A 20,817-nucleotide genomic window follows, 5' to 3' on the forward strand; every position below is an offset into this window, starting at 1 on the left:
TCATCACAATCATGTAAGCGAAATTCAATTTATGATACAATCGGCACCCCTTTCCATCCTGCGCGATTCCTATGGTTATGATGCCTTTCGAGGGCAGCAAGCGGAAATTATTGATCATGTGATTGCTGGTGGCGATGCATTTGTTTTAATGCCCACAGGCGGTGGTAAATCGCTTTGCTATCAAATTCCTGCTCTATGCCGTGATGGCCTAGCAGTCGTTGTCTCTCCTTTGATTGCGTTGATGCAGGATCAGATTTCTGCATTAGAATTAATGAATGTAAAGGCTGGTGCTATTAATTCTTCAATGACAGCTGCTCAGATTACATCGACCCGTGAACAAATGCTCAATGGTGAGTTGGATATGCTCTATGTCGCACCTGAGCGGCTGATGATGCCCGATTTTTTGAATTTGCTGGATCGATGCAAACTGGCGCTCTTTGCCATTGACGAGGCTCATTGCGTTTCACAATGGGGGCATGATTTTCGTCCTGATTATACGGCTCTGTCTTTGCTGGCAGGGCGTTTTACAGGTGTGCCACGTATTGCTCTGACTGCAACAGCGGACGCGCCAACTCGCAAAGATATTGTTGAGCGATTGGCGCTTAATGATGGTCGTACATTTGTCAGTGGTTTTGATAGGCCAAATATTCATTACACAATCGCATTGCGTAATTCGCCAAAGCAGCAAGTTTGGAAATTCATCCAAAATAAACACCATGGTGATAGCGGCATAATTTATTGTATCTCCCGCAAAAAAGTTGACGAGATGGCTGCATGGCTTTGTAAGCAGGGTATCAACGCATTGCCATATCATGCAGGACTTTCCAACGATGTGCGTGCCGATAACCAGCGCCAGTTTCTACAAGGTGAGCATATCGTCATGGTTGCTACGATTGCATTTGGCATGGGGATAGATAAGCCGGATGTGCGGTTTGTGGTACACATGAATATCCCGAAAAATATTGAGGCTTATTATCAGGAAACAGGACGCGCGGGACGTGATGGTTTGCCCTCGAACGCTTTTATGATTTACGGTATGGAAGATGCAGCCATGCAACGCCAGTGGATCGAGAATTCAGATGCGCCCAATGAGCAAAAGCGTATTGAACATCAAAAACTTGGTGCATTGCTTGGGCTATGCGAAGCCGCAACTTGTAGACGCCAAGTTTTGCTGAATTATTTTGATGATGCATGTGAACCATGCGGTTATTGTGACACTTGCGATCAACCGCCGGAAACCTTTGATGCTTCTGTACCCGCGCAAAAAGCGATTTCGTGTGCTCATAGAACTGATCAACGTTTCGGCGTAACCTATCTTATCGAAGTATTGCTTGGCGCTGAAACCGACCGAATTCGTAACTTTAACCACGATCAGGTATCCACATATGGAATTGGCACTGATCTTAGTAAATTGGAGTGGCAGAACATTTTCCGTCAATTGGTCGCGAGTAATTTGCTTGCACCCAATGCAGATGGCCATGGTGGTTTGCATATCACAACAAAGGGTAGGGCGTTCATAAAAAACAAATCCCCATTGCCTATGCGCCACTATGTGAAGACTTCAAATACGGAGCGATCAGACCGCAGCTCTAAAAAGTCTAAAGCTATGGCAACGCTTACCAGCGAAGCCGATCAATCCTTGTATGAAAACTTAAAGGCAGCGCGAAGCGCTTTGGCCAAAACCCAGAAAGTTCCAGCCTACGTGATTTTTCATGATAAGACCCTAATTGAGCTCGCGCGACATAAACCTGATACGCTCGAAGCGATGCTAGATATCAACGGTATTGGCGAAGCAAAACTCGAACGCTACGGTCAACCATTACTAGATGTGATTAATCAATATCATAATGCAGCGTAGATTCAAGAAAAGCAGCAATGCTGGCTTTTCAAGCAAGACCGCTATGAATATGAATCTATCAAGAAATTTTTGAAATGGTGCCCGGGGGCGGATTTGAACCACCGACACGAGGATTTTCAGTCCACTGCTCTACCCCTGAGCTACCCGGGCATCGGATAAATTTGTCAGCTCTCCGAATGGGTAATCTAGGGGAGCGAGCGCGTTATAACATTTTGGACGACCAAGTCTAGTGGTCTTTCAAATGTTTCGTGATCTTTTTGAAATAAAAATGTCAAACTATTAGTAAGTATCTAAAAACGCTCTTCATTTTCAGATTCAGGATCTTGGTTTTCCTCAACTTCGCTGACGGGAATTGCATAGGAACCATTAAGCCAACGACCGAGATCCAGGTTTTTACAGCGTTCAGAGCAAAATGGGTGCGTTTGGCGGTCAGATGGCTTACCGCATTCGGGACAAGGAAGCTTTGGGCGCAAGGGTTCAACATTGTCCGAGTTACTCATATTCCGGTGCGACCTTTCCAGGATTGATGAAAAATGTAACCTTCACCTGCAAGTAGATTCGACGTTTCATAAAGCGGCAGACCGACAACATTTGAATAAGAACCGACGAGTTTAATAACAAAACTTCCTGCAATGCCTTGGATGGCATAAGCGCCAGCCTTGCCGCGCCACTCGCCAGAATCAAGATAACTTCGCATTTCTGCACTGGAAATTCGTTTAAATCTTAAGCGCGTTTCTGCAACTTTCAGCCGAACCGCACCACTTGGTGTAATGATGCACACACCAGAATAGACACGATGGTTACGACCGGACAAAAGATGAATTGAATTATTCGCATCTTCAATTGATTCCGCTTTCGGCAGTATTCTGCGCCCGACTGATACGACCGTATCAGAAGCTAGGATAAATGATCCTTTCCATTGCGGTTCATTCTTGACCTGTGAATATGCAGCTTTCGCTTTTTCTTGCGCTAAACGGCGTGCCAAAGATTTAGGATGCTCAGACTTACCCGCCGTCTCATCAATATCCATAGGCATCAATCGATCCGGTTTAATGCCGATTTGATCTAGCAATTCTACACGGCGCGGGGATCCGGAAGCTAATATGAGTTTTGCATCATTTGCCATGGATGAGAATTACTCAGCTGTTTCGAAATTATTTGTAACGGTAGGTGATGCGACCTTTACTCAGGTCATAAGGTGTCATTTCCACCAACACTTTATCACCCGCCAGAACGCGAATACGGTTTTTGCGCATACGACCAGCGGTATGGGCAATAATTTCATGCTCATTTTCAAGTTTAACTCGAAAGGTTGCATTGGGTAGGAGTTCAACGACAACTCCTGGAAACTCTAGAACTTCTTCTTTTGCCATTAGGTACAGATCTTTCTTTAGATATTCGTCTTCGCCTTGTTGGCGATTACATCAAATTTGTGCGGAAACTACACAATCAAATTTCGTTTGTGAACCTTTTAGATCATTCAAACGAGGTCAACTAGGCCTTTTACTGCGTATTATTTTAAAAAATGCTCTTTTATATTGGCTGTTATACCGTCGCGAACCTGGCGATATGCTTCCAAAATCTGTTCGCGCTTACCTTGTCCTTGTAAAACAGTTGGATCAGATGTCGGCCAATAGATGACTTCTGCAGCTGATGTACGCGTTATTTCTAAAGCTCTGTGATGGGCTTCCGGTGTTAATGTGACGATGACATCATAAAAGCCATCAGCCATTTCATTGTAGAGCCTAGGTTGCCGACTACCTAAATCTAAACCGACTTCAGCCAATACGGCTTCCACAAACTGATCACGCTCACCTTCTCGTATGCCAGCAGATTGGACAAATACACCCTTCGGCAAAAGAGATCGAGCAATCACTTCAGCCATTGGTGATCGAATAGAGTTCATCCCGCAAATAAAAAGTATGGAAGAAGGCGCTGACATATCTATAATCTGTTCACCTTATCTCGAGCCATGCTTATTTCACCTTGATAATTCAAATTTTTACCTAACCTTGCCAGTGAAGCACGCAAACAAGCGTGAATAGACGACGAGATGTGTCTGTATCTATGTTGATCTTGCCATCAAGACGGTCTTTCAATATTTGAGCACCTTCATTATGGATACCGCGACGGCCCATATCCAGCGCTTCAATCCGGTTTGTGGCTGCAGATTTAATCGCCTCATAATAGCTCTCGCAAATCATGAAGTAATCTTTGACGATCTGCCTGAATGGGGTCAGTGATAAGATATGCGTAATGAGGTTTTCATCACCTTCATTTAAGATATCAAAAACAAGACGACTCTCAACAAGTGAGAGTATTAACTTATACGGCCCTGTATCGTGACCAACCAACTCGAAGCTGTTTTCTTCAATCAGATCAAAAATGGCGATCGCCCGCTCGTGCTCAATATCTGGCGTGGCACGCCCGATAGATGCATCGAGCGAGATGTCAACTAGCCTATCTTTAGCGCTATTGGCCATGAACTCAGCTACCCTTTTGCATTGGTTCGGATTGATATTGACCGCGCATGGGCGCTCAAGCCTTCTGTTTCAGCCAAAGTCATTGCCGCAGGTCCAATCGCCGCTAATTGTTCTGGCCCAAGTTTTAACACAGATGTGCGCTTAATAAAATCATAGACTGACAGTCCAGATGAAAATCTTGCAGAGCGTGCCGTTGGCAAGACATGATTAGAGCCAGCTACATAGTCGCCAATCGCTTCGGGTGTGTAATGCCCTACAAAAATGGAGCCAGCATTACGAACTTTAGATACATAATCATCCGCGTTATCAAGCGCTAGCTCGAGGTGTTCCGCTGCTATGCGATTTGCGAGTGGAAAAGCTTCCTCCAAGTTTGGTACCATGATAATCGCACCAAAATCATTCCATGATTGCGCGGCAATTTCACCACGAGGCAATTGTTTGATTTGATAACTAACGGCTTTGACAACCTGGTCAGCAAGATCAGCATCATCGGTGATTAATATCGCTTGCGCTCCAACGTCATGCTCGGCCTGCGCTAGGAGGTCGGCGGCAATCCAGTCTGGGTTATTATTTTTATCTGCGATTATCAGAACCTCTGAAGGTCCTGCGATCATATCAATTCCGACCGTCCCAAAGACTTGCCGTTTAGCCGCGGCTACCCAAGCATTGCCCGGACCCACAATTTTTGCAACAGGCTTTATCGTTTCCGTACCATATGCAAGCGCGGCGACACCATGTGCTCCGCCAATACGGTATATTTCGCTAACACCTGCAATACGGGCAGCTGCTAATATAGCTGGATTATGTTTGCCTTTTGCCGCCGGTACAACCATTGCTATACGCTGGACACCTGCAACCTTTGCCGGAATAGCATTCATCAAAACGGAACTTGGGTAACTTGCAGTGCCGCCAGGCACGTAAAGACCAACCGCATCAATTGCCGTCCACCTTGAACCAAGCTCTACACCCAAGTGATCTTTATAAAAGTCATCTTTAGGCATCTGGCGCGCATGGTGACTGGTGATACGCTCATGAGCAAGTTCAAGAGCTGCCCGAACATCATCCGAAATAGCACCCAAAGCTTGATCTAATTCATCGGATGTTATTTTGAGGCCAATCTTGCGGGTATCGACTTGATCAAATTTCAAAGTCAGATCATGTAACGCCTCATCACCATTTGCTTGTACAGCAGAAATAATGCGATCAACATCGACAATCACATCTTCTGATACCTCGCGTTTCGTCGTCAGAAAGGCGGCAAATTGTTCTTCAAAATTTGAAGTTTGGAAGTCTAGCTTAAGAACCAATTCAGTGTGCTCCGTAATGAAACTAAATTTGACGGGATTAGAACGACGGTGATTAATGTTTAGGTTTAAACCGAGTGCCCCACGCCCCGCCTGTATCTGTTAACTGGACCTCAATACATTCAACGTTGAGTAAAATACCTGCATTGCCGGACATCACGAGTTCCAGTTCGCCCTCTGGACCTTCGTCCGTTTCGAGGAACCTTAATGCCAACAAAGATAAAACCTCATCATCATCGCTCGCATTAAAACCACGCATTTTAACATTACTAACCCGCTTGAATGCCAAAACCGTGCGGCGGCGTTCATGCTCTTTCTTTAGGAAACCTTTTCGCTTTTCCCAGGCAAAACGGTTGGCAGTAAGCAAGAACTGATTATTCCGTTTATCAAACTCGAGGTCTTCTACTCGCAAAACAGCATCCTGCATTGCAGCTGAAATAACAGTAAGATCTTCGTCGTCTAACGCTAATAATTTGAGCAGTGACATATTTAAATTCGCCTAGTCGCTAACGCGAGACACATTAGCACCGCACCTTGTTAGCTTTTCTTCAAGTTGTTCAAATCCGCGATCCAAATGATAAACGCGGTTTACATTTGTTTCTCCATCAGCAACCAAACCTGCAATAACGAGTGCCGATGATGCTCGTAAATCGGTTGCCATAACCGGAGCGCCTTTCAGCTCTTTAACACCCGTTACAGTCGCGGTTTGCCCATCGAGCGAAATATTAGCGCCCAGGCGAGCCAATTCCTGAACATGCATAAAGCGGTTCTCAAAAATAGTTTCGGTAATTTTTGACACACCATTTGCCATTGTCATAAGTCCCATAAATTGAGCTTGTAAATCCGTGGGAAAACCGGGAAATGGGTCTGTTGAAACATCTACAGGCTGGATATCACCACCTTGTCGACGCACACGAATACCATTTTCAACAGAGGTCACTTCTGTACCTGTTGTTCGCAATGTATCAAGTGCAGAGTTCAATAAATCAGAACTGGTACCTTCTAAAACAACATCGCCACCAGTCATGGCAACAGCCATTGCGTAAGTTCCTGTTTCAATGCGATCTGGCAATACACGATGGCGCGCACCTGAAAGCGACGTTACTCCCTCAATTGTGATGACCGATGTACCCGCGCCAGAAATTTTGGCGCCCATCGCATTCAAACATTTGGCAAGATCCGAAACCTCTGGCTCACGGGCTGCATTTGAAATGCGTGTTGTGCCTTTGGCTAAAGTTGCAGCCATCATCATGACGTGGGTCGCGCCAACTGAGACCTTTGAAAATTCAAAGTCTGCTCCTTTTAGGCCGGATTTGGCGTTCGCAATTACATATCCGTTTTCGATCTCTATATCAGCACCGAGTGCTTCAAGACCGTCAATGAACAAATCAACGGGTCGTGTGCCAATGGCGCAGCCACCGGGAAGTGATACTTTAGCAGTTCCCATTCGTGCAAGCAGAGGACCAATTACCCAGAAACTTGCGCGCATCTTAGACACAAGTTCATAAGGGGCGGTCGTATCAACGATGTGGCGCGCGGTAAAACTAACCGTTCGTGCATAGCTTTGACTTTGTTTTTCGCGGCGACCGCTTACGGAAACATCAACGCCGTGATTTCCCAAAATTCTTGTGAGCTGCTCTACATCCGCCAGGCGCGGCAGATTTTCAAGCGTAAGTGTGTCATCGGTTAGAAGTGACGCGATCATCAATGGTAATGCAGCATTTTTTGCACCTGAGATTGGAATGATACCGTTAAGTTCATTTCCACCGATAATTTTAATTCGATCCATGCGCGCCCTATGGGGTTTTGCCCCATCCTCTTTTCATGATTTAGGCCGTGTGTAGCCTAAGTTCAATAAGGCTTCAACATACGAAACTAATATGGGTTAATTCTCGCCATCATCAAGATGTGCGGCTGGCAATCCGTTTGTTTGGTCTGCCTTACCGCTCCGTGATGCTCGTGTTTGCGATTTCCGACGCTTAAGATTAGCTCGCAATTGCTGCGCAAGCCTCTTCTTCTTCGCGTCTTGTTCGCTTAATTTTACATTTTTATCCGTCATAATCTCTCATTAACCGATAATTATGGATGGGAAAAGGCTATATTTGGGCGAGATTGTGTTGTGCTAACTCAAAGATGGCCAAAGATGGGTTGCACAAGAGATAAACCTATGGCAATAGGCTCTCGATTAAGTAAAATTGCTTAAGAAAAGCAATCTTCATGCTGCCGTAGCTCAGGGGTAGAGCACTCCCTTGGTAATGTGGGGGTCTCATCCAAATTGATGTTATTTAACATTGAGTTGGCGATGGCGGTGAAATAAAAGTAGGGTATTAGTAGGGCTTCGGCCCGAAACGGTAAGCTGCGGTAGCTCAGGGGTAGAGCACTCCCTTGGTAAGGGAGAGGCCGGGAGTTCAAATCTCCTCCGCAGCACCATTACTCGATTGATTTTACATTGAAATTTCGAAAATGGGCTGTCGTCAATTTTGTTTGATAGCTGCTTTCGGTGTTTTAACGGACGTTGTGACCAGTAATGGCCTGTCCTGTTTTGTCAAAAGAAGAAATCCATTACGTTTTAATTGGAGTTTAATACACGTCGATTAACCGTTTCTTCTCTCGTTGATAGCCAATATGTATGGCAAATATGCTCACCAAGAAGGGCACCAAAATTAACAAGACCAGTATAGGTGAAATGGAGTCGTCTAAATATTGCTTTCTGATTTGCAATATCGGCAAGCAACAAAGAAGTAAATAGAATGGCACGATAACAATTAGTGCGTTATCGCGATTGCCATGCATTTGGTCTGCCAAGTTAGCACCTAATCCCCATCCGACCAAATAGAAGACAACACTTACAATTATTACTCCGGACACGCCTCTATAATCCTCAAGAAATAGTATTGCGACGTCAGTTTGCGTTATGTTTTGATAGACAAATACCAAAATGCCACCTGCTGCTATCGCGAATGCAAGTATCAAGTCTGCACGCGAGAAAATATTCGTTCGCCTGTCAAAATCACTTTGCTTCCATTCAATTAACATGCGGGCAGCGAAAAACATTGCCAAACATGCAAGCATTCCAGGAACTACCTCAGGATTGCGAATTGTTACTGAAATTCCTGTTAAAGGAAGTGATGCAGCGCTTTGCAATTCAAGTCCCGCAATTTCCCAAACGAACAAGACAGCACCAGTTAAAGTTAGATTACGTCTAGCCTTATGAAATTCCGGACCAAATTCTCGACTGGTGAGATTGCTATTCATTCGTCGCCTCAGTTTGTAAAAATGATCAACAAGTCTATTAACTGAGTCTCTGAAAAAATTATAGCGTTAGAGTTGCATAAATGCCGAAACCATCTTCAGAATTAGACCATATTCGGCAAAATTATACTCCTAGGTTATAATTTCCGCTTTCTAGGCCGCTTATCCTGTTTTCTAACTCCATTCTTTGCTCACCGAATAAACCCGAAATTTCAGTTGCAGGTCCAACTCTGACTTCGTTGCAATTTAAACACGTCGATGTATAACTGTCGTCAGGCGCGGCTGATTGTTCGCGCTCGGGGCGTTGTAACCCCTCATAACGCGGTTGGCATCAACCGAAATGATGCCTCCTCAGACTTTTCATGGTCGGGGAGGCAATGGCGCATGTCCAGGGCTCCGGCCTAAAGGTCATTGCGGCCGTCGTTGTGCGGTTTACAAACTCCCCGGCTGCCAGAGATAAATCTCCGGTAGCCGTTTTCTTTGAAAATTAAACTTGGGAGTTGATCAACATGAAACAAGATTTTTATCCATCGGAAGACATTGAAATAGCGGTCATCTTGAACAGATGTCTCGTCAATCGGGATGCCGACGAGGCATTGCTTGCATTCTGCAAATTTCTCAAACACCACAATCTCAAAGTCAGCCAGGATTTGATTGCTCAAATTCCTGCGAAACCAACGCTCGTTTCAAAGGACTGAAGCATGGAAGACTATAATTTCTGGCAAGATTTGTTTGATACGTATCAGTCGTTACCGGACTGGATGAAATTTGCCTGGCTCATCATCCCACCTTCATTCCTTTTGGGATTGATCGCAATGGTTATGCGCTATCGCCTGACCAGCAAACACGCTAGCGAAGTCATTGAAGGCGAGTTGCTCTATTCCGTTCGGTCGGAGGCAGAGAACGAACTGCGGGTATACCGACATGATCATGAACACTTTCCGAAAGACACTGTCGTACCTTTGCCAATCATACAGAGAGAGAAACGTCTGACTTTCGAAAATGACTAAGCCCATAATCAACACATGGGTTTCTTATAGAAGTATAAGAAAAGTATGGGGTATATAGGTTGTATAAGCAATATGGACAAAAAAAGTTTAACACAGCAGATGGCAAAAGCGGGGGCAGTAAAAACTACCCCGTTTGCCTATTTCACACATATTAAAAAGGTGCTTCCCCACCATTATCAAACGCAGTGTAATCATGTGGCGGATCAACGTCCCCCAGCCATTCAATCGTGTTGTCAGACCAGGGAATTTCTTGCCCCATATGCAGTTCGAAACAACGGCGGGCATCAGCAAGCGGAGGGAAATAGTAACGCGTTGACCGGGTGATTTTTGGATCACCTGATCTTAAATATCCATCGATGAATTTTCCACTTTGCTTTGTTCGCAGTGTTGGAAATATTTTCTTCAATTCACGTCCAAATATTGTTTGTTGCGTATATTGCGCGGCTGCCTGGTTATGTTTCATGTCTGAATACATAGCAGCAATCGTGGTAATCCCAGGACCATTTCCCGGTGCATCTGGTTGCGGCAGATATCCAGCATCAAGCACCTGATATACATATCTCTCAATTGGCCCTTGCGCCTGAATTATTTGATCAAACAACTCAGGTGTCTTAATTGTCTTTCTCGGGCTCGGCCCGTTCGAGATATCCCTTGCAAGAAGATCAAAAAGCATGGCCTCATAGCCACCTGTCTCAAGCTGCTTTATGATTGAAGAAAAGTACATTTTATCATCACGTATATCCGGCGAGACTTCAAACACCTGCCAACGCCGATCCCCAATATCTGCTGGTACAACCGATCGTTCATTAGAGGTGGCCATGAAAATCATATGATTATCATAGTAAATGGGGTCAATGCCTTTACGTTCAATCATAACATTCGGCTCGGTGATTAATGTTTTGATAACACCTGCATTTTTTCGATCACCTCCAAACATCGCTTCATCAATATAGATAAACCGTTTCGCTTCCATATGTTGATTGAAGCGTCCATTCACATGGTCGTCTTTTGTGATTGAAACAAAGTGAGGATGCCATAAGCGCCCATAGGCATTGGCGAGTACGCCTTTACCCGTTCCGGGCAAGCCGATAAGCACGGGCGCAGTGCCTATGACATCTGCTGGATACTGCACGCCAAGTGCCAGCCAATTTAACAACCATTCATAGCGCTCTAGTGTGCCTTTGCAAACATTGTCGAATATGTGCTGTTTTAACAGACCCCAATCACCTTGTTTAGGTTCAACAGCGAATCCTCTCCAGAGATTCCATTTATTGCTGTTGTGTCCCGGCGGCTTCGAAGGATCAAAAATGACTTCGTAATAGTGCGCCGTCAACTGGTGGTTAAGCCAATAAATTGACTTCTCCTGCCAACGAGTATTTCCGTTTTCGTCTGTTTTTAAAAATTTCTCAGGTTTCAAACGGTCTTGAAATGGTCCTTTCCCAAGTAAAGAAAGCACTTCACCACCACTATAGTCCTTAAGGATTATGCGGGTCGAATTGCCATGTGTGAGAACTCCAAAACGTGAATTCATTTCTCTGATTATCTTATTGCTTGGCCCGTCCCACCCGGCCTCTTTAGCGAGATGAAAAATGGTGCCGATGGTTAGACTGCCATCAGGTTCCAGCCCTTCCCATATTTTCTGTGTGTCTTCACGCTCTTTATAATTAGATGATTTACTTGACCACTCGTCCCATAAATCAAACCCTGAATTGCCAAAAGCATGCTTACTTGCAAAACCAATTTTTATCCAAATGTCGTAATCCTGCGAGTCAACAAACTTTAATGCCTCGCGTGCTTCCTTCTCATCGCCCGGCAATGTTTCATCGGAAAGTTCGGAATTCGGCTTGATAGACAATGATCTGGTTTTGGACTGTTTCTTTTTCTTCGGAGGCGGAGGTTCGTAAAGTTCATTTATGTCAGTCGAATAAAATTCTGCAAGTTTTGGGTTCACATAATCTGACCAATCAATAGGCTGAAGATCGCCATCAAGAGGCACTGATTTTCGTGCAAAAGGAAGGGCAATTAGATTGCCCAATTTACCCTCTTTCACACGGTCGCTTTTAGGGAAAATCTCGACTTGTTTGTCTTGTACGCCCTTGGTGCCGTTTTTGTAACCACACTCCGATATGAGATGACTTAGAAATTGACGCAGCAGTTTGGCTTTTTGCGGTTTCTTCCAAAGCATCCAGGCATGTAAACCCGCTCCGCCGCCAGAGCGACAGAGCAAGAGTTCTAAGCCTTCTTTTCGAAGTCTATCAATAACGGGTTTAGTGTGCTCGACCATTTTATCCCATGATAGCAAGCCATCATGATCATCAAAGTCGATCACTGCGACATTTGTTTGGTCACCTAGGACGAAATAACACCCGATGGGCTGTTGGCTACTAAGGTGGGCTGATATCACCTCGGCGGACACAAGGCCCGCTCGAGGACGATACTTGGGCTGGCCATTGGCCTTATAAACTGCATAAGTTTTTTCATTGCCAAGGCCTGCTACTTTCTCAAGGAAAGTCGAAATTTCTTTGTTTTGAGTTTTTACGTTATGCATCAGCTTGCCTCCCCAGGTTGGCATTCACTTCCTGTGAGCCATGCATCGATATCTGGGCAGCGATAAAAAACGCGACCACCTATTTTTATATATGGTGGTGCTTGCTTATTTACCCTTCGCTTTTCGTAGAATGATTTACTCATACCCGTATAGTGAGCGAGCTGCTGAGTTGTTAGAAGATTTAGTTTTGATGTGTTTGCACACGTGTTTTGATTTACAGGCATAGCTGTACTCCAGTCTCATAATGGTTGAAAAAAACGCCAGAGCAGCGCACTATTGCGTCATACTCCTATATCGGCCATTATGCCTGGGTCAGGACTATCACCTGCATGTGAGGGCCAACTTAATGGTTTATCCCCACCCCGAGATTACGGACTTTCACCGCCCCACGATCGCAACACCGCTTTTGGGATATCTTTCTATAGTTGCATGTATGACGTGATTTGATCTTGTTCGTCAAGCAAAATTTTATTGCGATTCTAATTCCGTCTAAGATTGTCTAACATTATCCAACGTGCGCGTAAGACCGACAATCAGGATTGCCCCTTATATAATACACATGCCGCGATTGCATTGGGAATGAATAGCTCATCAAAGAGACTTCTGTACCCGAGGAGACCACCCCGGGGTAGTATCAAATACCCGTTGATGGGGTGGGGTTAGCCGTTTAGCTGCGCCTCTCTTTGAGTTCTAGAATGCATGCAGTAATAAGTTCGACAGGACCACGAAGTCTGTCTACATTTATAATTATGTAACCTCCCGTAACGTCGGAAGAAGTCCGGTGGTTTAAAAGTCTTTTCAAAGCATAATGCGGAATATCTAAACTCTCGGCTATGGTGATGTATGTTCTGCGTAGATCATGCAGAGTGAAGGAAACACCCGAGTCCATCGCCACACGCTTCAGAAATTTCTTTGGCTCCATTAGGTGGCCCCTAGGCCCATTACCCGGAAAGACCCAAGGCGATGCATCAGCTTTATTTTTCCTATCTTTGAGTAGGTTCAAGAGATAATCAGACAATGGCAACATAAGAGGGTCGCCATTCTTCGTTACGGGCAGATGCAGTTTGCGTTCTTCAAGATCAATGTTCTCCCAACGCAGACGTTGCAATTCGCCGCGCCGCATACCTGTGAACAGTGCCATCAACAAAAAGTCTCGGGCATAGTCCTGTTGTTCCATGACCACTTCCCACCAACTCGGCAGGTCCTTTGCTTCTATAATAGTTTGTCTGCGTCTTTCCTTATTCCATGCTCGTGCCTGATTGAGAATTACGACAGGGTTAGGTGGAAAATTATCTTCGGTGGCTGCAATGAAGTTATAGACTGAGCGGAAATGCCTAAATGAATCATTTGCCGTAACTTTTCCATTCTTGCGCGACATCTGTTGGTGTCGCTTTAACACCATTTGCTTTGTGATTTCACACATAGGTTTCTTAGCCCAAGCCTTCAGATAAATACTTCCGGTCCTTGAGTAGTTTGCAACAGTTGCCTCTGACAAATGCGTGCGAATTTCAAAGAATTTCTCAAAAGCCTTTTCGACTGAAATCTTTTCTGCAGCTTTCTTGCGCTTCTCTTCGGTTGGATCAACACCCTCCGCCATATCACCCAGAATGCCTAACGCTTTACGCCTAGCTACCTCTGGCGGATAAAGATCAGCACGCGCGAGTGTAACTCGCTTCGTTTTCCGGTTTACTTGGCTTTCAACAATATATGTTTTTGACTTTATGCCGACACGCACACCAAACCCTGGCAGCATTGTGTCTCGGTAAATGACCTGCCCACTTTTGGGGTTTTCAATTGAGTCAATGAATTTTCGTGTTAGTCGTATATTTGGCATTGTGACCTCCAACATAGCCACAACTCATTATAAACACATTTTTATAAAAAGCTCGAATAATCATCATGTTAGGTGATGATTTATGTCGTCGTCACAAACAAAGAAAACCTGTCCAACCTCATGCAATGCTATGATCCTACCTGCGCGCACGCGTAGGAAACAACTGAGGAATCGCCCGTGTCAACTTAGTTGGGTTCATCGAATTAAGTTGAGTTATTCTTTTGGAAATATGCTTTTGTTTCACTCTTACATGTAACTCAAGCTATCTGGTATTCCTTCACAACAGAACACCTGCCCACTCTTGGGCGATTTAAGTACATTAATAAATTTGCGGGTAAGTCTTACGTTTGGTATTGTGACCTACATCATGACCACAATTCATTATAAACATATTTTCTGAAAAAGCTCGAATAATCATCAGGTTATGAGGCTGAAAAAGGCGCAATCCGGAAAGAAGAAGCTGTGTCTATAAAACGCAAAACATAAATTGGTGACATAAGAATTTCATTTTCTCTTTGGAGAAACCTGTATTGCACAACTTAAATCGTTGCTTGAACTTTCATTTCGATCCATAATAGCTAAAATGTCTATTATGGATCGAAATTCGATGAAAACACTTTCCGCACGAGATGCTAAAAACCGCTTTGGTTATTTGATTGATATCGCACGGCAGGAACCTGTGTCGGTGGAAAAGCATGGCAGACCTGTGGTTGTTGTGCTTAGCGCAGAAGATTATGAACGGCTGGCAAACTCTTCCTATAAAAATGGAGTGGACAGAGGCGAATGAGCAGAAAGGCCGCCTATCCTTTAATTGATGTCTTCGCTGGACCGGGAGGCCTTGGAGAAGGTTTTTCATCACTCACTCGCGGGAAAAAGGACACATATTTTAAAAGTGTAATTTCAATCGAACAGGATGAATTTGCTCATCAAACGTTGTTGTTAAGGCATTTCCTTAAAGCCTTCAAGGACCGCGAGTTACCAGAAGATTACTACCGCTATCTAAAAGGTGAAATTACTCTCGCAGAACTGTACAAACAGCATCCGAAACAAAAAAAAAGCGCTGATAAATCTGCAATAAGATTGTCACTTGGAGCTGGCAATCATAATCGGGTCCGTAAACTGATTTCTGATCGGCTAAAAAATCAGACTAAGTGGGCATTGATGGGAGGTCCACCCTGCCAAGCTTACTCATTGGTTGGTAGATCAAGAATGATGGGTGATCCTGAATTCAAGAAAGATCAACGTCATTTTCTTTACAAGGAATATCTAAGAATTATTATCGATCACGCGCCGCCTGTTTTCGTGATGGAAAATGTTAAAGGGTTGTTGTCAGCTCGTGTAGATGGTGAACGCGTGATCAATCGTATTATTTCTGATCTTACTTCTCCAAAAAACGCACTTGGGATATCTTCGAATGGGTTGGGTTATAGGCTCTATTCTCTCTCAGAAGATGAGCTTCCTATTGTAGAAGTTGATCCCCGCATATTTCTGGTTCGGGCAGAAGAATACGGTGTCCCTCAAGCGAGACATCGAATGTTCATTGTTGGCATACGCGATGACATCGACGTACACCCTGGGCGGTTACAGCCCCAAAGCTCACCAACGCTGAAGCAGACTATAGGAGACCTGCCAAAAATAAGAAGTGGTGTATCCAAGGGTAACGATAATTATGAGCGATGGCGTCGGGAAATAGAGGGTCTGGATCTAGCTAAAGTTCGCAGCGAGTTAAATGGTAACAAGTATGCCAAAGATTTGCACGAGCGCATGGCTTCAGATTTGGCGGAACCCTTTAGTGCCCTTGATAAATCCTCATCTAGATACCCTGCTAAATCCTGTTTTTCTCATGAAGTGTTAAATAGTATTCACGACTCAAAACTTACTAATTTAAATAGTCATGAATCCCGTGCGCATATGCCTTCCGACCTCAGGCGTTATGTTTTTGCTGCGTCGTTTGCATCCGTTTCAGGTAAAACACCAAAACTAGCCGATTTCCCTGTCAGCCTTCTCCCAGAGCACGCAAATGTTAAGGAGGGTAGAGCAGGAACGATGTTCTCCGACCGTTTCCGTGTACAGCTACCTGATCAGCCTTCTACCACAATAACATCTCACATCTCGAAAGATGGTCATTACTTTATCCATTATGATCCTCAACAGTGTCGAAGTTTAACGGTGAGAGAAGCCGCTAGACTCCAGACATTCCCCGACAATTACTGCTTTGAGGGGCCAAGAACATCACAGTATCACCAAGTTGGTAACGCTGTGCCGCCTTATCTTGCAAAACAGATCGCAGCTATTATCGCTGAGGTTCTTGATCAAATGAAAGATGACAATGCGTGACGGATCGAATTTCCAAGGAGCGTCGCAGTTGGAATATGTCTCGCATCAGAGGCAAAAATACAAAACCTGAAATTCTTCTGAGAAGTTTACTTCACCGATATGGGTATCGTTTTAGACTTCATGTTCCTTACCTTCCGGGTAGGCCTGACATAGTTCTTCCAAAATATAAAACTGTAATTTTTGTGCATGGTTGCTTCTGGCATCGACATGAAGGTTGTTCCAAAGCGTCAATCCCTAAAACACGCACTGAATTCTGGCGGGAGAAGTTTCATCGCACAGTGGAGCGAGACAATCGAAAACAGAAAGAGATTGAAGAGAAGGGTTGGCGTGTCATTGTAGTGTGGGAGTGTCAACTAAAGTCGTCTCCTGTTGAAATAATGTCAGACATTGAAAATCAACTGTTCCTGTAGATATCGCGTACATTTGAAATATATTTCATGAATGTATATAATGTATTTGTGAAATGTTGACATTTCCATGAAAAATGTGTCATTGATGCAGCTTAAAGGAGAATATTGTGCGAGATAAACGAAAGAAGTTTATTGATCTTGCTGAAGCACGTGTAAATCGCGCGATTAAGGACATCCGTCTCATAGGAAATCTCGCAAACAAGAATTCTTATGATTATTCAGATGAAGATGCGCGTAAAATTACTCGCGCGCTTCAGAAGGAGTTGGACTCCGCAAAGTCTCGGTTTTTTGGAGATGGTCGCGGAAAAGACAGTGAATTTAGACTCGATGATTAGGTGACCCATGAGCCAGTGAAACGAAACGTAAATCTATAATATTTTTGCGCAACGGTTATTTGGTATTATCAATTGACGGAGAAATCAAATTTTGATCGAAAAAGAAACTTCCAGAAATCACTTAAATTGGGGCTGGCCACGAACAGGAGGGTCCCCTACTCATGAGGGGTTGGATAGTGAAATTTTTGACACCGATAGATTTCCTCATTCTGCAACTTTCGTACGAGAAGCGATTCAGAACGTTTTGGATGCCGGAAAGGATCCAAATGCACCAGTAGTAATCAAGTTCTCCTTTTATGAAGGTAAATTGGGTGCTAATGCCATACTATTTGGTAATTTAAAAAACAAAAAAGTGACCTGCAAACTACCTTGGTCCGAACAGTGGGATGAGGGAAAGTTCCGCTGGCTTGTTGTCGAAGACACAAACACTACCGGCCTCAAAGGTAATATTACGAAGCGCGGGGAGGACTTTTGGGGCTACTGGCTCAATTTCGGCCGATCCAATAAAGATGGAGCTGGTCGCGGCGGTAGAGGTATCGGGCGTATAACGTTCTTGCTGGCTTCAGAAATTCAAACTGTCTTAGGTATTACTCGTCGTCAGAATGAGAATGAAGTGCTCTGTTGCGGAATGAGCGTTCTTAAATCCGGAGATTTCGAAGGAAAATGGCGTAGCCCCTTTGCAATTTTCGCGCAATGTGAGGACCAAGATGTTTTTAAGTTGCACTGCTCTGAACAAGTCGACCTGCTTACATCATCATTGAAAACTAATGATTACTCGATGGATGGTGCCTCTGGGTTATCACTTATTATTCCTTATCCTAGGGAAGAATTGACCTCGGATAAAATAAGGGCTGCAGCGATTGAAAATTTTGCCCCGGCAATTGCTGATAGGAAGTTGATCGTCGAGATAAACGGTGAGCAAATCAACGCCGATAATATGAAGGAAAACGCGCTCATGGTGCGTGAAAAATTTAGCGAGCAAGCAATTGTTGAAGACCCAGACGGAATACTTGAAATTTTGAGTGCGTCCGATGCAACGCCCGATTTCACCCTTCAAATCGATGGCTCGGCAAACAGCAGCTCTGTGTTGGCAAGTCCGGAAAATCGCGAGGAAATTCGGGAATTTTTCGAAAATAATGGTACAGCAGAGCTTCTTATATCGGTAGGCCTTCAAAAGAAAACCGCAAAGTTTGAAGGCAAGCTTCGTGTCGCATTGAGAAGCACACCTCCGGGTAATAAATCAGTTGATATGTTTTATAGGGGGGGCATGCTTCTCCCTGATGTCAAGACATCTAATCGAGCCAATATCGATGTTTTTATTTTTACTACTGAAGATAAACTGAGTTCTTATTTGAATTTCTGCGAGGGTAAGGCTCACCTCGGATTGTTGGGTAATCAGGAAGTAAGACAAAAATTAAATGAGCGTGGTTTTGAGAGTAACCTGCATCTGAAGAGCTTTGTAGCCAACTTGCCTAAGACTATCAGAGCGTTGGTACAACCCGACGCATTGAAACCAGACTCGTCTGTTTTTTCCAAATGGTTTTGGATGCCTAGTGCACCAAAAGAGGGAAAGAAGAAAAAACGGACGAAGATAGTTATTCCGCCGATTCCCAAACCCAAAGTAAAGTATTTTGTTGTTTCAATGTCTGACGACGGCTTTGAAGTTAAAGCGAACCCGGAAGCGGAAGGATGGCCAATAAATCTGAACCTCAGATTTGCTTATGCAGATGGACGAGCTAAACCAAGATGGAGTCCGCATGATTTTAAGGTTCCTGATCTTGTTATGTCCGCAAATGGGTATGTTAAAAAACGTATAATTCAAAAAAGCGAAGGCGCGAAGGGACCGGAAGCAGGTTTCAATTTTTTAGAGTGTGATGAAACATTCGCTATGAAAGTCACGGGCTTTGACACGCGACGGGAACTGATAGTGCATCACACACCATATCGTTCGAGGAATGTCCAGAATGCCTAAGCAAACAATTCCGTTAACCGGAAGAAAAAATCTTGCACAGTCGGACTTCAACTTTGATTGGCAGAACGATGAAAACGGCACAATCTGTATCTTCGAAATACTGAACCAGAAAGCCGTTCAGGATTTCCCGGCAAATTCACGTGTCCGTGTTCTCATGACAGAAAACAAGAATGTTTATATTGCTGATTTTGGGACTCTTGAAAAACCAAATTCGACGTTTTCATTCGAAGGTGTCAGTTTGAATGACGTAAAGCCTGAGCTTCGTATTGTAAGTGAAGATGTATCATCTAACGGACTTTTACTTGGGTCCACAAAACTGCCAAAAACTAATAAAAATGGTGATACCGAAGGGATACTTCACTTTCAACTTAAGGATACATCTCCTTTTCTTTGGGAGTTATCGATGTCGGAAAACGACTTTCCTGTTCTCTATGTCAACGAAAATATTGAAAGCGCAATAACCTGGGTTAAATCGGACCCAGTCTTCTTGATAAGTGTTTTCCCAGTCGTCATTGAACAAGTCTTTACATGCATTTTCAAGAGCGATAGCGGGTATGAAGAAGGATGGATGTATGAATGGGTACAATGGGTTGAACAGTCCATGGGGTGCAAGCAATTTCCAAAAACGAGCAACAATCTTAATTTTTTTCAGGAGTGGCTGGATGATGCTAAATCCACAATACTGGCAAAGATGAACCTTTTACCTGATGCTATTGGGAAAATTGATGAACAGGGAGAGGAAAAATGAAATTTGAGCATTTGTTTAAATTTACAGATCGAGGCATTGAAAAATTTAAAGCATTCTGCAGAGGCGAAATTGCTGAGGTTGGTATTGACCTTAATGATAACACGATTGCTGTTCCGGTTTTAGGCACCACAACTCTTAGAATTGAGAAGTTTGACACTTCAAAAGCAATGGCAATGGCGATTAAGAATGCCTTCGGATCTCAGGAAATTCAAGATCATCTGAATAATACAGGATTGTGGTGTTGGCTCACTTTTGTATTGAAGGACTGCCTGTTTAAACGGGATAAAGATGGCTCCTCTAAGTTTGGAGCACTCGATGCGTGGTTTCCTGCCAGCCCAAATGATTTTCAAAAGGCACAACGTCATAAGGTCAGAATGCCAGCTCAGATGTATGCTCAGTTTGGTAAGGATGCAGATCATGCCTTATGTGGACGACCGGATACTCCCGGCGAGGTACGGGAACAGTGCACCAGTCAGCAAGGTATGTTTACAAGAACATTTCAGATGCTCTGCCGAGCACTTTACTACGATGAAGACAATTTATCCTTTAAGCGCGGTGCTGGAACAAAAGGTGCCGGAACACCCAGAAGGCTTGCACAAGTGGTAAACCAACTGCAAGTTACGTGGGACATCCATAGTTTTGAAGTCAAGGACTGGCTCGAAAAGATACCACCAGAATTCGATCGGTTTAGATAAAGCACCTAATTCTCTGAAATAGCGAGCAATT

At 44.1% G+C, this 20,817-nt stretch carries 23 protein-coding genes and 2 tRNA genes; 11 read left to right on the forward strand and 14 right to left on the reverse strand.

What is annotated here, in order from left to right; genetic code table 11:
- Positions 1-31: 31 nt before the first annotated feature.
- A complete protein-coding gene (gene recQ, locus AB2J24_RS16560) occupies positions 32-1,858 on the forward strand; it encodes a DNA helicase RecQ (RefSeq protein ID WP_367386277.1) in 1,827 nt (608 codons plus the stop codon).
- A 75-nt stretch (positions 1,859-1,933) separates the two neighbouring features.
- On the opposite strand, the gene AB2J24_RS16565 is transcribed toward recQ, so the two are convergent.
- The 10 genes from AB2J24_RS16565 to AB2J24_RS16610 form a co-directional block, all read right to left on the reverse strand.
- A tRNA-Phe gene (locus AB2J24_RS16565) sits at positions 1,934-2,008 on the reverse strand.
- Positions 2,009-2,148: 140 nt separating this feature from the next.
- Positions 2,149-2,358 carry a DNA gyrase inhibitor YacG gene (yacG, locus tag AB2J24_RS16570; protein WP_162652207.1) on the reverse strand — a complete coding sequence of 70 codons (210 nt, stop codon included), beginning with the start codon at positions 2,356-2,358 and terminating at the stop codon, positions 2,149-2,151.
- Complete coding sequence (locus AB2J24_RS16575; RefSeq protein WP_162652206.1) at positions 2,355-2,984, reverse strand: Maf-like protein; 630 nt, start codon at positions 2,982-2,984, stop codon at positions 2,355-2,357. The genes yacG and AB2J24_RS16575 overlap by 4 nt, the downstream gene beginning before the upstream one ends.
- A 28-nt stretch (positions 2,985-3,012) precedes the next feature.
- Positions 3,013-3,231, reverse strand: coding sequence for a translation initiation factor IF-1 (gene infA, locus AB2J24_RS16580; RefSeq protein WP_162652205.1), 219 nt, complete (start codon positions 3,229-3,231; stop codon positions 3,013-3,015).
- A 140-nt stretch (positions 3,232-3,371) separates the two neighbouring features.
- Entirely contained in the window at positions 3,372-3,800 is a 429-nt protein-coding gene (locus AB2J24_RS16585) for a low molecular weight phosphatase family protein (RefSeq protein ID WP_162652204.1), read from the reverse strand.
- 64 nt (positions 3,801-3,864) lie between these two features.
- Positions 3,865-4,341, reverse strand: a complete 477-nt coding sequence (locus AB2J24_RS16590; protein ID WP_162652203.1) for a UPF0262 family protein — start codon at positions 4,339-4,341, stop codon at positions 3,865-3,867.
- A gap of 8 nt (positions 4,342-4,349) precedes the next feature.
- Complete coding sequence (gene hisD, locus AB2J24_RS16595) at positions 4,350-5,648, reverse strand: histidinol dehydrogenase (RefSeq protein ID WP_367386278.1); 1,299 nt, start codon at positions 5,646-5,648, stop codon at positions 4,350-4,352.
- 52 nt (positions 5,649-5,700) lie between these two features.
- Positions 5,701-6,132, reverse strand: coding sequence for a DUF2948 family protein (locus AB2J24_RS16600; RefSeq protein ID WP_162652201.1), 432 nt, complete (start codon positions 6,130-6,132; stop codon positions 5,701-5,703).
- A 12-nt stretch (positions 6,133-6,144) separates the two neighbouring features.
- Positions 6,145-7,434, reverse strand: a complete 1,290-nt coding sequence (murA, locus tag AB2J24_RS16605) for a UDP-N-acetylglucosamine 1-carboxyvinyltransferase (protein ID WP_367386279.1) — start codon at positions 7,432-7,434, stop codon at positions 6,145-6,147.
- A 96-nt stretch (positions 7,435-7,530) separates the two neighbouring features.
- Positions 7,531-7,704: a hypothetical protein gene (locus AB2J24_RS16610; protein ID WP_367386280.1), complete on the reverse strand. Its 174-nt coding sequence runs from the start codon at positions 7,702-7,704 to the stop codon at positions 7,531-7,533.
- A gap of 296 nt (positions 7,705-8,000) precedes the next feature.
- Between AB2J24_RS16610 and AB2J24_RS16615 the strand changes: the two genes are divergently transcribed.
- Positions 8,001-8,075: transfer RNA gene (locus AB2J24_RS16615), tRNA-Thr, on the forward strand.
- 150 nt (positions 8,076-8,225) lie between these two features.
- Here the strand turns inward: AB2J24_RS16615 and AB2J24_RS16620 are convergent.
- Entirely contained in the window at positions 8,226-8,900 is a 675-nt protein-coding gene (locus AB2J24_RS16620) for a hypothetical protein (RefSeq protein ID WP_367386281.1), read from the reverse strand.
- A 506-nt stretch (positions 8,901-9,406) separates the two neighbouring features.
- Here AB2J24_RS16620 and AB2J24_RS16625 point away from each other — a divergent pair.
- Together AB2J24_RS16625 and AB2J24_RS16630 are read left to right on the forward strand one after the other, a co-directional pair.
- On the forward strand, positions 9,407-9,595 hold the full coding sequence (locus AB2J24_RS16625; RefSeq protein WP_367386282.1) for a hypothetical protein: 189 nt from the start codon (positions 9,407-9,409) through the stop codon (positions 9,593-9,595).
- Between the two features lie 3 nt (positions 9,596-9,598).
- The gene (locus AB2J24_RS16630) at positions 9,599-9,907 is read left to right on the forward strand and encodes a hypothetical protein (protein ID WP_367386283.1); all 309 of its coding nucleotides are present in this window, start codon (positions 9,599-9,601) and stop codon (positions 9,905-9,907) included.
- Between the two features lie 151 nt (positions 9,908-10,058).
- Here the strand turns inward: AB2J24_RS16630 and AB2J24_RS16635 are convergent, their stop codons facing one another.
- The 3 genes from AB2J24_RS16635 to AB2J24_RS16645 all read right to left on the reverse strand — a co-directional run bounded on the left by AB2J24_RS16635 (position 10,059) and on the right by AB2J24_RS16645 (position 14,289).
- Positions 10,059-12,455, reverse strand: coding sequence for a DUF5906 domain-containing protein (locus tag AB2J24_RS16635; protein WP_367386284.1), 2,397 nt, complete (start codon positions 12,453-12,455; stop codon positions 10,059-10,061).
- Positions 12,455-12,679 carry a helix-turn-helix transcriptional regulator gene (locus AB2J24_RS16640; protein WP_367386285.1) on the reverse strand — a complete coding sequence of 75 codons (225 nt, stop codon included), beginning with the start codon at positions 12,677-12,679 and terminating at the stop codon, positions 12,455-12,457. Before AB2J24_RS16640 ends, AB2J24_RS16635 begins: the two co-directional genes overlap by 1 nt.
- A 443-nt stretch (positions 12,680-13,122) precedes the next feature.
- Complete coding sequence (locus AB2J24_RS16645) at positions 13,123-14,289, reverse strand: tyrosine-type recombinase/integrase (RefSeq protein WP_367386286.1); 1,167 nt, start codon at positions 14,287-14,289, stop codon at positions 13,123-13,125.
- A gap of 607 nt (positions 14,290-14,896) precedes the next feature.
- Between AB2J24_RS16645 and AB2J24_RS16650 the strand changes: the two genes are divergently transcribed.
- From AB2J24_RS16650 to AB2J24_RS16680, 7 genes are all read left to right on the forward strand, one after another.
- Positions 14,897-15,076, forward strand: coding sequence for a type II toxin-antitoxin system Phd/YefM family antitoxin (locus AB2J24_RS16650; protein ID WP_367386287.1), 180 nt, complete (start codon positions 14,897-14,899; stop codon positions 15,074-15,076).
- Positions 15,073-16,626, forward strand: coding sequence for a DNA cytosine methyltransferase (locus AB2J24_RS16655; protein ID WP_367386288.1), 1,554 nt, complete (start codon positions 15,073-15,075; stop codon positions 16,624-16,626). Before AB2J24_RS16650 ends, AB2J24_RS16655 begins: the two co-directional genes overlap by 4 nt.
- Positions 16,623-17,036 (forward strand): very short patch repair endonuclease, encoded by a 414-nt coding sequence (locus AB2J24_RS16660; protein ID WP_367386289.1) that lies wholly within the window; start codon positions 16,623-16,625, stop codon positions 17,034-17,036. The genes AB2J24_RS16655 and AB2J24_RS16660 overlap by 4 nt, the downstream gene beginning before the upstream one ends.
- A 107-nt stretch (positions 17,037-17,143) precedes the next feature.
- The gene (locus tag AB2J24_RS16665; RefSeq protein WP_367386290.1) at positions 17,144-17,371 is read left to right on the forward strand and encodes a hypothetical protein; all 228 of its coding nucleotides are present in this window, start codon (positions 17,144-17,146) and stop codon (positions 17,369-17,371) included.
- A 91-nt stretch (positions 17,372-17,462) separates the two neighbouring features.
- Positions 17,463-19,343 (forward strand): hypothetical protein, encoded by a 1,881-nt coding sequence (locus AB2J24_RS16670; RefSeq protein WP_367386291.1) that lies wholly within the window; start codon positions 17,463-17,465, stop codon positions 19,341-19,343.
- Entirely contained in the window at positions 19,336-20,091 is a 756-nt protein-coding gene (locus AB2J24_RS16675) for a hypothetical protein (protein WP_367386292.1), read from the forward strand. Before AB2J24_RS16670 ends, AB2J24_RS16675 begins: the two co-directional genes overlap by 8 nt.
- A complete protein-coding gene (locus tag AB2J24_RS16680) occupies positions 20,088-20,786 on the forward strand; it encodes a hypothetical protein (RefSeq protein WP_367386293.1) in 699 nt (232 codons plus the stop codon). The genes AB2J24_RS16675 and AB2J24_RS16680 overlap by 4 nt, the downstream gene beginning before the upstream one ends.
- The last annotated feature ends 31 nt before the right edge of the window (positions 20,787-20,817 follow it).

This window comes from Lentilitoribacter sp. EG35, assembly GCF_040784015.1.
In the GTDB taxonomy this organism is placed as follows: domain Bacteria; phylum Pseudomonadota; class Alphaproteobacteria; order Rhizobiales; family Rhizobiaceae; genus Lentilitoribacter.

What these genes read in the sequence shown, in the direction of transcription:
- recQ (WP_367386277.1), top strand. Translation starts at nt 32, where the DNA reads ATGATACAATCGGCACCCCTTTCCATCCTGCGCGATTCCTATGGTTAT.
- yacG (WP_162652207.1), bottom strand. Translation starts at nt 2,358, where the DNA reads ATGAGTAACTCGGACAATGTTGAACCCTTGCGCCCAAAGCTTCCTTGT.
- AB2J24_RS16575 (WP_162652206.1), bottom strand. Translation starts at nt 2,984, where the DNA reads ATGGCAAATGATGCAAAACTCATATTAGCTTCCGGATCCCCGCGCCGT.
- infA (WP_162652205.1), bottom strand. Translation starts at nt 3,231, where the DNA reads ATGGCAAAAGAAGAAGTTCTAGAGTTTCCAGGAGTTGTCGTTGAACTC.
- AB2J24_RS16585 (WP_162652204.1), bottom strand. Translation starts at nt 3,800, where the DNA reads ATGTCAGCGCCTTCTTCCATACTTTTTATTTGCGGGATGAACTCTATT.
- AB2J24_RS16590 (WP_162652203.1), bottom strand. Translation starts at nt 4,341, where the DNA reads ATGGCCAATAGCGCTAAAGATAGGCTAGTTGACATCTCGCTCGATGCA.
- AB2J24_RS16600 (WP_162652201.1), bottom strand. Translation starts at nt 6,132, where the DNA reads ATGTCACTGCTCAAATTATTAGCGTTAGACGACGAAGATCTTACTGTT.
- murA (WP_367386279.1), bottom strand. Translation starts at nt 7,434, where the DNA reads ATGGATCGAATTAAAATTATCGGTGGAAATGAACTTAACGGTATCATT.
- AB2J24_RS16610 (WP_367386280.1), bottom strand. Translation starts at nt 7,704, where the DNA reads ATGACGGATAAAAATGTAAAATTAAGCGAACAAGACGCGAAGAAGAAG.
- AB2J24_RS16620 (WP_367386281.1), bottom strand. Translation starts at nt 8,900, where the DNA reads ATGAATAGCAATCTCACCAGTCGAGAATTTGGTCCGGAATTTCATAAG.
- AB2J24_RS16625 (WP_367386282.1), top strand. Translation starts at nt 9,407, where the DNA reads ATGAAACAAGATTTTTATCCATCGGAAGACATTGAAATAGCGGTCATC.
- AB2J24_RS16630 (WP_367386283.1), top strand. Translation starts at nt 9,599, where the DNA reads ATGGAAGACTATAATTTCTGGCAAGATTTGTTTGATACGTATCAGTCG.
- AB2J24_RS16635 (WP_367386284.1), bottom strand. Translation starts at nt 12,455, where the DNA reads ATGCATAACGTAAAAACTCAAAACAAAGAAATTTCGACTTTCCTTGAG.
- AB2J24_RS16640 (WP_367386285.1), bottom strand. Translation starts at nt 12,679, where the DNA reads ATGCCTGTAAATCAAAACACGTGTGCAAACACATCAAAACTAAATCTT.
- AB2J24_RS16645 (WP_367386286.1), bottom strand. Translation starts at nt 14,289, where the DNA reads ATGCCAAATATACGACTAACACGAAAATTCATTGACTCAATTGAAAAC.
- AB2J24_RS16650 (WP_367386287.1), top strand. Translation starts at nt 14,897, where the DNA reads ATGAAAACACTTTCCGCACGAGATGCTAAAAACCGCTTTGGTTATTTG.
- AB2J24_RS16655 (WP_367386288.1), top strand. Translation starts at nt 15,073, where the DNA reads ATGAGCAGAAAGGCCGCCTATCCTTTAATTGATGTCTTCGCTGGACCG.
- AB2J24_RS16675 (WP_367386292.1), top strand. Translation starts at nt 19,336, where the DNA reads ATGCCTAAGCAAACAATTCCGTTAACCGGAAGAAAAAATCTTGCACAG.
- AB2J24_RS16680 (WP_367386293.1), top strand. Translation starts at nt 20,088, where the DNA reads ATGAAATTTGAGCATTTGTTTAAATTTACAGATCGAGGCATTGAAAAA.